The sequence below is a fragment of the Rahnella sp. NRRL B-41462 genome (assembly GCF_003263525.1).
In the GTDB taxonomy this organism is placed as follows: Bacteria; Pseudomonadota; Gammaproteobacteria; order Enterobacterales; family Enterobacteriaceae; genus Rahnella; species Rahnella aceris.
The window spans coordinates 35138-43176 of the sequence record NZ_JYDF01000083.1 but is presented as its reverse complement, the minus strand read 5'-3'; the positions used below and the strand labels follow the sequence as shown (position 1 = coordinate 43176).

Below are 8039 nucleotides of genomic sequence, written 5' to 3'. Positions count from 1 at the left end.
CGCGGAGGGCTGGGTGTAGCACCGCCGCCCAGGTTAACGCAAGGGTGAAATGCACGCCTGCGGCGCCCTTGCGTTCCCCCGTGCGTCGTCGCTACTTCGCCCTTTGCCGCGAAAGAACTCACCGAGAGATGACATTTAACCTGAAGGGGACCTGAAGAATGCACACACAAAACGTCAAGACCGCCGCTCCTGAATCTTCCGAAAGATGGGGGGCGAAAAGCACGTCCCTGCGCATGGACGGCTTTATCACTGATATTTCGTCAACGCATCCCTTCGATGTGATCCGCGCCGATGCGGTCATTTCCCGCCTGAGTGAAAAAGCCCATCAGGGCTGCGGCCTGCACGCCGAAATCTATGAATACAACCTGATCGTCAGCGCAATGGCGTACCTCAAGCGTCTGCCGGAAAAAGACCATCCGGCCTTTGTACAGGCGGCGGAAAAACAGGGCCTGACGCTGACGGACGCGGCACTGGTACGCAGTGCAAACGCCTACTGCGACCTGCGAAATGAATTGTTTGAAGAGGACTAGCCATTGTGACCGGGCGGCGAAACTTACCGTCCGGTGTTTCCTGCATCACGCCATCACTGACTTAGCATCATCACAAACATCGAGGATATCATTATGCGTTTAGCTTCCCGTTTTGGTTCCAAAAATCAGATCCGCCGCGACCGTCCGCTGACCAATGACGAGCTGGCCAGCGTCGTCCCAAGCGTTTTTTCTGAAGAAAAACACGATTCCCGCAGTGACTGTTATACCTATATTCCCACCATCGAGCTGCTCGACAGCCTGCGCAAAGAAGGCTTCCAGCCGTTCTTTGCCTGTCAGACCCGCGTCCGGGATGAGGCCAGAAAAGGCCATACCAAACACATGCTGCGCCTGCGCCGCGAGCGCCAAATCACCGGCAGCGAAGTGCCGGAAATTATCCTGCTCAATTCACACGACGGCAGCAGCAGTTATCAGATGCTGCCCGGTATTTTCAGATTTGTATGCGCGAACGGCATGGTGTGCGGTGAGGACTTTGGCGAAGTCAGAGTTCCGCACAAAGGCGATGTGACCGGGCAGGTTATCGAGGGGGCGTATGAGGTGCTCGGCATCTTTGACAAGGTCGAGGAGCACATGAATATCATGAAAGACATGCCCCTCAACCGGGATGAACAAGACCTGTTTGCCCAGGCGGCGCTCATGTATCGCTACGGGGAAGACGATAAAAAAATCCCCGTTACCCCGGCGAGTGTATTAATGCCGCGCCGCAGAGAAGACTGCCAAAATGATTTGTGGGTGACCTTTCAGCGGGTGCAGGAAAATATGATCCGGGGGGGATTAATCGGCCGCACCGAAAAAGGAAAGCGCACCACGACGCGTGCGATTAACGGTATTGACGGAGACGTGAAATTAAACCGGGCGCTGTGGATGATTGCCGAACAGTTTAAAAAAATGAAGGCGTAACACTCCGCATTTAAATTAGGGAGGGTGTTCGCTCTCCCTGTGCATAAGGTCAACAGTATGGAAAAGATTAACGGCATGACATGCAGCACGGCACATATAACGCCGGGCGATGGAGAAATTTTATCGCAATACGTCAACGAAAAATTCCCCTGGGTATTTGACACCGGCTATGGCTATCTTTTAATGCTGCGTGAATACCGGTATCCGGTATTGAAATTAAAAGACATGGGGATTTCAAAGCCCGTGAGGACGTTGGTTTTTTGTATGCGCAAACAACACCAAATCGGGATGATCTGTTTTGACCCGGACGCTGATACTCTTGACGGGTACGATGTTTTTGAATGGTAGCGCTTTATCCATCCGGCGCTATTGAAGAACGCCGGATATTTCCCATAATTCCCCGATTATTCCCAAGAGTTATTTCCCTTCCCGCGTCATAAAATCAAAAAACGTATACGCACGCCTCCTGGTTACATTATTGATTGTTTGCTTTAGTGTCTGTATTGGCTGATGCCGTTGACCTGGCCAGAAGCGGATTTTCGTCACGCTGGGCGATTTGTTTATTTTGAATCATTTGTGTGGCCAGCAGGATGCGATATATATTTTTAATAGCGGTTGCGTAGGCGCGTCGTTGCACGATGAGCTTCGGTGACGGACCGGTGTTATACATGCCGACGCTGTCCCAGTTTTTACCGTAAGCCCGGAAATTGTGTGCGAGTACCCAGGCACCGGTGTAAATACAGGTACAGGGTTCTTTCAGTAACCGTTCACGAGTAATATCAAATTTTCGCAGCGCCGCATAATGTGAACTGTTAACCTGCATGCCGCAAACATCTTCTGTTTTATTACGGTTACGGTCATTGATGGCGTCCATTCTCAGCCGCGACTCTTTTATTGAAATTGCGGTCAACAAAAGGGGATCAATACCGTAATCGCGTCCCGCTTTGTTAAAACACATTTCCGGGCTGGCCTGGGCAGAAAACACCGCCGCCAGCGTGAGCAGAGCATACCATTTCATTATTTTATATTCCCCAGGAATGCGCCGGATAAGCGCGGCGTGATTTCTGGCGAAAATACGCTTTCACCTTTCCCGATGCAAGATAATTAGTTACAGACGCGCACAGGGCGCTCTGCGAACGCCTTCTGATGTCACCACGGAATTAAATAAATCAACAGAATAGGGATATTTCACCAGGCCGCTTTTTCTTACAACTTACATCACACCCCACGCAAGATTTCATCTTGCAGTTTTGTTGTTGTAATTCATGATGTTAACTGTAATTTTTAATGAAATTTTACAAGTGTCACTGAAAGAGTGTGCTAATTAGCACACTTTGCAGTGCTGGATGGTGTGTTAGTGAAGTGCCGTATTGTGTGTGATTACAGTGCCTGATAGTGTGTCAATCCGGCACCCTAACCAGCACTGCATGGTGTGATAATAGTGTGTTTAGTTAAATATCAATAAATTAAATATCACCTAATGGTGTGTAGTGCCTAATCAACACACCATTATAATTGAGGTGGTGCCTAATTAACACACATCAAAATACCCGTCAGTGCTGGCGAATACGCCTAAAACGGCATGCGGTGCCTGATTCACACACATGAAATTCTTCCACGGTGCCGGATTAACACACCCAAGCCAAACCGGACAATGTTAATTTGCAGTGCCGTATTGACACACACTGAGTTTCGGCAGAATAATCGCCAGCAACAGAATAACACCTTTCGCTTTATCCTACCCATGCGATTGACTAATACATCGGGAAATAACGCGAACATTACCGGCAATAAATCCCTGCCGGACACACAGGAAAAAGAGATGGCCAGACGCAATATTTATTTCAAAGAAAAAACCGAAAGGGAAGTGCTGGAGCTGGTGCAGATTGAGTTGCAAAACGGCGCCACGCACGGCGAGGTGAACTTTTCCTCCGTGGTCAATGAACTGGTTAACATCGGGCTGATGGTGAAAAAACACCAGGGAGAAGGAAATAGCTTTGACCAGGAAGGGTTTAACCGGGACTTAATACGCAAAGTTTCCGGCAGCCGTGAAGGCATCAGCATTATGATGGCCATGATGTCAGAAATGTATTTGCAGCTGCGCGGTGAGAGCGGGAATGAAAAACTGGAGGAACTACTCGACAGAAATCTCTCCGGCATGAGCGCCGCCGAAGACAGGTCAGAGTCAAAACATTTTATCGCAGAAGAGTGAAGTTTATGCCGGGCTGGTTGCCCGGCATATCTTGTCAGGATAACTAAGATCCCGATTCGTTATTTTCCTTATTCGTTAACGGGTTCTCCGCTACCGCCACCTTCGACACAATGAATTCATCGAACAGCATCGCCAGCGAACGCAGTCGTTTTATTTCCTCATTTTCGGGCAACTGCTGCTCAGTGAAATAATTGAGTGACCCTAACAGGCGCTGAACGATTTCCTGATTCATACTGCGCTGATTAAACCGTGCGCTGATTTCCATGTCCTTTTTTAAATTCACCGGAAAACTGCTGCTGAAACGCCGCATTTTACCGGCCACAAACTGCCGATTTTCATCCACCACCGGCGCTTCCTGGGCATATTTTTCCCGCAGCATATCCAGGTGCGACTGAATAAACTCATCAAACAAACGGGCCAGGGCTAATAACCGCTCTCCCTCTTCCGTTTTAATAATGGGTTTTTTCGGGGTGAAATCCAGCGACTGAATCAGCCGGCCCACCACCTCATCGTTCATGCTTACCCCGCGAACGCGGGCGGCAATACGCAACTCCAGTAGCAGATTTTCAGGCGCCCAGAGTACGCGGTAACGCACTTCGCCCATTGTATATTTTCTCGGACGGCCGCGCCGTTCGTATATCTTCTCTTTTACTTTCATATTTTTGTGCCTGATTGAAATAACACAGGAAATGAGAGTGTGAGCCTACTACCGGTGAATGATAAGAAATATCTTAGAAACCGAAAAAACTGTGACTTGCGTCACAGTTTTTTTTTTTTTGACTCAATGTAAGATAGGGGAGCGTTACGTCTGTTTACGCACGCTGACATTTTTATTACTCAAATCGAGGTTTTTTATAATGAAATCAGTGATGACCGATTCCGGTATGACGGAAGGGGTAGCGGTAGCTTTGCCTGAAGGGGGACATAATCTCCAGAGGGGGGTTATCGGCACTCTCCAGTTTAACTTTAATGTTTTTTATTCTCGTCGTGTTAAACCTATTATTCCGCAGTCTCCCGCCGCCCGGCGAACTCTTATTTTCTTTGCACTGGCCCTCGCGGTGGTTATTTCTCCCCACCTGGTTCACGCAACAGATTTAATGGCTACGCAAAAAGCGGATGCCAATGATACTTTTGGTCACGGCTCGACGGTGGAATGGGTGTTATATGTGGCTGAAATTATCGTGTCGGTGACCGGTTTTATTAAAACCCGTAACCCGATGGTATTTGCCGGCCTTATTATGCTCATCCTTATCACCCGCGCTTTCTTCGCCCTCATCAATTAATTCCTTCTATGGACCAGGACTCGTTGAAATATCGATTCCCGGAAACCCTCAATCAGCAAAAACGCGTTGCCGGACTGCCACCCGAGGAAGCCTTTGTGCTTTTTGCTTGTGGGGTGACGGGGTTCTTCTGCGACATTTTTATCGTGATGCTGTGCGTGGGTGCCGTCCTTTGGCTGCTTATCCGACACCTTAAAAAAGGTCAGGGCTCATGGTGGCTCTTAAACCTTCTTTACTGGTATCTGCCAACGGTGCTTTTCCGGGTGCAGTTCAGGCGGGTGCCTGATTCAGGCAACCGTCACTGGATGCAATAGCGAATGCGCCACTTTCGAGTGGCGCCTTTTCCCTGCCCGAAGGAAGAAACGATGAAGTATCAAGTGAAAGAAACGCGAAACCGGGTGACGTTGCTGGCTCTGGCGTCACTCGGTTCGCTCCTTGCTCTGAGCCTGGTGGGCACCTGCATCACCGGTGCCATGGCCTGGCATTTTGCGACCACGCAAAAAACCATCACCACCCCGATGTTATTTGACCGGTCATTCACCTCCGACGCGTCGCAGGGGGATGCCAACCTGAACAACATGCTGGTGCGCTCGTTTGTTAACTTACGCCTGAGCGTGACGCCTGACACCGTTGACAGTCAGCACGCCGCCCTGTTGCGCTGGGTGCCGCCCGAAGCCCGGTCTGAGCTGAAAAAAGCGCTGGCCGTCGAGGCGGATTACATCAAGAAAAACGGCATTTCCACGGTGTTTCGCATCGAGGATGAAGCGTTCGACCCCGCGACCGGTGACATCATCGTCAGCGGCACGCTCTCTGCCAGTACCTCTAACGGCAGCCTGAAGTTAGACATCCCCGATGTGCATAAAGCCTACCGGCTCAACGTGAAATATGTGGACGGCATTATCCGTCTGACCGCCTTCCCCGAAGTGCAGCCCTCTCAACCCGTGTCAAAACAGCATCAGGGATAACCGCATGAAAGCACGACTTCTTGCCGCGTTCGTCGCCGGCCTCTGCCTCGTACCGGCTGCGATGGCCGACGTCAGCGGCCCGGCGGGCACCGTATTTGAAAATGATGCGCACCTGAAAGCGCAGCTGAGCAATACCAGCCCGAACAAAATTGTCATTGAGGGTGAGCTTATCACCCGCGTCACCGGTCCCGACGGTGCCTTTACCCAGGAAAACACCGAAGACGGGGCACTGCTTATCACGCCGCTGACCGGTCAGAACTTCACGCTCTTTCTGGAAACGGCCAGCGGTATCGGCGCCTCTCTTGACGTGACGCCAAAACCGGGCAGCGGACATACGCTGCACCTTATCCCTGCGTCGGTGCCGATGAAGGCTAATCCGGATGCGAAAGCCTGGGAAGAAAGCCAGCCGTGGGAGAAAACGCTGGTGAGCGTGGCCCGCACGGTGGTGAACGGCGGCGTACCTGACAACTATATCGAAGCCAAAGCGGCGCGCGGACCCGCCTACAATCCGCTGCCGGGCGTCCTGTTGACACCTGAACGTCAGCTGGTTGGCTCGCACCTGCTGGTCATGCGCTATCGCATGAAGAACACCGGTTACATCACGCGATCGCTTTCAGAGAAACAGTTCTGGCAGAAGGGTGTCCGTGCCGTGATGTTGTCCACCCATAACCTTTATGCCGGCGGTGAAGGGTACGTGTGGGTTATCTTCTCCACGGCGACGGAGGGCGGGGTATGAGTAACATCAACACCACGACCCGCCGCAAACAGTGGGTCGTAACCGGCGTGTGTGTCGCGGTGGCTCTCGGCGTCGGGGGCGGGATATGGGCATACACCCACCATCAGGCAGAACTGAAGAACCCGACCAAACCCAAAGCTGTCGATATGACCGGCGGCGTGGTCACCAGCTCCTTTACCGACAACCTGGCGACTGCGGCGCTGGCTCAGCAGCAAAACAAAACGTCGGCGCTGGAAAGCAGCGTGAACCAGCTCAAAACCGACCAGCAGCAGCAAAATGAAGCCCTCAAGCAACAGCTTTCCAAAATCATGGACGCCATGAGTAAGCTGCAAAGTCAGCCGCAGGCGTCGCCTGTGGCCAGCGCACCGCCATCCGGGCCAGCCAACGGCCCCGGTGCAGGCACGACCGGCCCGGTTGCCACCGGCCCTGCTAGCCCCGCGCAGTGGAACGTCACCGACCCCAACCGTGGGCCGGGTGCCGGGCAGGGCTATCCGGGGCAAGGTCAGGGGCAGGGTGCCGGTTTTTACCCCGGCACCGGCTCGGGCCATCTGGGAGGCATGACCAGTAAAACCTTCAGCTATACCTCACTGCAGGCCAAAAAAACCAAACTGCCGTGGATACCGTCCGGCTCCTTCTCGGAAGCGGTAATGATTGAAGGGGCGGATGCCAACGCCAGCGTGACCGGTCAGCAAAACACCTCTCCCGTGGTCATCACCCTGATTGGTGATGTCTCCATGCCCAACGGTAAAACCTACAACATGGACCAGTGCCGCGTCACCGGCGAAATCTGGGGGGACATCTCCAGCGAACGCGGTGAGGTCAGAACCAAAAACATCAGCTGCATCCTGAAAAACGGCAAGCATATCGACATGCCGTTTGACGGACATGTGGCATATCAGGGCAAGCAGGGTATTCGCGGCAAGCCGGTGATGCGTAATGGTCAGATCATCGGCTACGCCGGTATGGCAGGGCTGCTCTCTGGCTTCGGGGAAGGCATCAAGTCAGCCGCCACGCCGTCAGTCGGACTGGGGGCTACGGCGTCAGTGGGTGCCGGCGACGTGTTTAAGCAGGGGATTGGGGGCGGTGCCAGCAAGGCGGCTGACACGCTCAGCCAGTACTGGATAAAACGGGCTGAGCAGTATCACCCGGTAATTGATATCGGCGCGGGTAACAGCGTGACCGTGGTCTTCCAGCAGGGCTTCCGGCTGGAAACCATTGAAGACATTGAAGCGGATAAAGACAAAAAAGGGGACGCACAGAACAACGTGCAGCAGGTGGCCGGTAATGCATCCACGCAGGTGAATAACGTCACCCGCGCTGCTGTCCTCAATCCTGATGACGTGTTGCGTCAGGCGAGCCAGCTGAAACTGGGCGATACCATTAACTGACAGGGGGACG

General features: G+C 52.6%; 11 protein-coding genes. 9 read left to right on the top strand and 2 right to left on the bottom strand.

Annotated features, from left to right (window positions below; all coding sequences use genetic code 11):
- The first annotated feature begins 158 nt into the window (after positions 1–158).
- The 3 genes from UC14_RS19260 to UC14_RS19250 all read left to right on the top strand — a co-directional run bounded on the left by UC14_RS19260 (position 159) and on the right by UC14_RS19250 (position 1796).
- A complete protein-coding gene (locus UC14_RS19260) occupies positions 159–530 on the top strand; it encodes a hypothetical protein (RefSeq protein ID WP_112198226.1) in 372 nt (123 codons plus the stop codon).
- A gap of 93 nt (positions 531–623) precedes the next feature.
- Entirely contained in the window at positions 624–1448 is an 825-nt protein-coding gene (locus UC14_RS19255; protein ID WP_112198225.1) for a DUF932 domain-containing protein, read from the top strand.
- Between the two features lie 57 nt (positions 1449–1505).
- Positions 1506–1796 (top strand): DUF5983 family protein, encoded by a 291-nt coding sequence (locus UC14_RS19250; protein WP_112198224.1) that lies wholly within the window; start codon positions 1506–1508, stop codon positions 1794–1796.
- Between the two features lie 127 nt (positions 1797–1923).
- On the opposite strand, the gene UC14_RS19245 is transcribed toward UC14_RS19250, so the two are convergent.
- Complete coding sequence (locus tag UC14_RS19245) at positions 1924–2466, bottom strand: lytic transglycosylase domain-containing protein (RefSeq protein WP_112198223.1); 543 nt, start codon at positions 2464–2466, stop codon at positions 1924–1926.
- A gap of 804 nt (positions 2467–3270) precedes the next feature.
- On the opposite strand from UC14_RS19245, the gene UC14_RS19240 reads away from it, so the two are divergent.
- Complete coding sequence (locus UC14_RS19240; RefSeq protein WP_112198222.1) at positions 3271–3660, top strand: relaxosome protein TraM; 390 nt, start codon at positions 3271–3273, stop codon at positions 3658–3660.
- A 43-nt stretch (positions 3661–3703) separates the two neighbouring features.
- Here UC14_RS19240 and UC14_RS19235 read toward each other — a convergent pair whose 3' ends face one another.
- A complete protein-coding gene (locus UC14_RS19235; protein WP_224266910.1) occupies positions 3704–4264 on the bottom strand; it encodes an Arc family DNA-binding protein in 561 nt (186 codons plus the stop codon).
- A 253-nt stretch (positions 4265–4517) separates the two neighbouring features.
- On the opposite strand from UC14_RS19235, the gene UC14_RS19230 reads away from it, so the two are divergent.
- The 5 genes from UC14_RS19230 to traB are packed head-to-tail and all read left to right on the top strand — an operon-like array spanning position 4518 to position 8029.
- Positions 4518–4943, top strand: a complete 426-nt coding sequence (locus UC14_RS19230) for a type IV conjugative transfer system pilin TraA (protein WP_112198227.1) — start codon at positions 4518–4520, stop codon at positions 4941–4943.
- Between the two features lie 8 nt (positions 4944–4951).
- Complete coding sequence (gene traL / locus UC14_RS19225) at positions 4952–5254, top strand: type IV conjugative transfer system protein TraL (protein WP_112198220.1); 303 nt, start codon at positions 4952–4954, stop codon at positions 5252–5254.
- Between the two features lie 51 nt (positions 5255–5305).
- Positions 5306–5905, top strand: coding sequence for a TraE/TraK family type IV conjugative transfer system protein (locus tag UC14_RS19220; protein ID WP_112198219.1), 600 nt, complete (start codon positions 5306–5308; stop codon positions 5903–5905).
- A 4-nt stretch (positions 5906–5909) separates the two neighbouring features.
- Positions 5910–6641 carry an F-type conjugal transfer protein TraK gene (gene traK / locus UC14_RS19215; RefSeq protein WP_112198218.1) on the top strand — a complete coding sequence of 244 codons (732 nt, stop codon included), beginning with the start codon at positions 5910–5912 and terminating at the stop codon, positions 6639–6641.
- Positions 6638–8029 carry an F-type conjugal transfer pilus assembly protein TraB gene (gene traB / locus UC14_RS19210; RefSeq protein ID WP_112198217.1) on the top strand — a complete coding sequence of 464 codons (1392 nt, stop codon included), beginning with the start codon at positions 6638–6640 and terminating at the stop codon, positions 8027–8029. The genes traK and traB overlap by 4 nt, the downstream gene beginning before the upstream one ends.
- Positions 8030–8039: the final 10 nt, after the last annotated feature.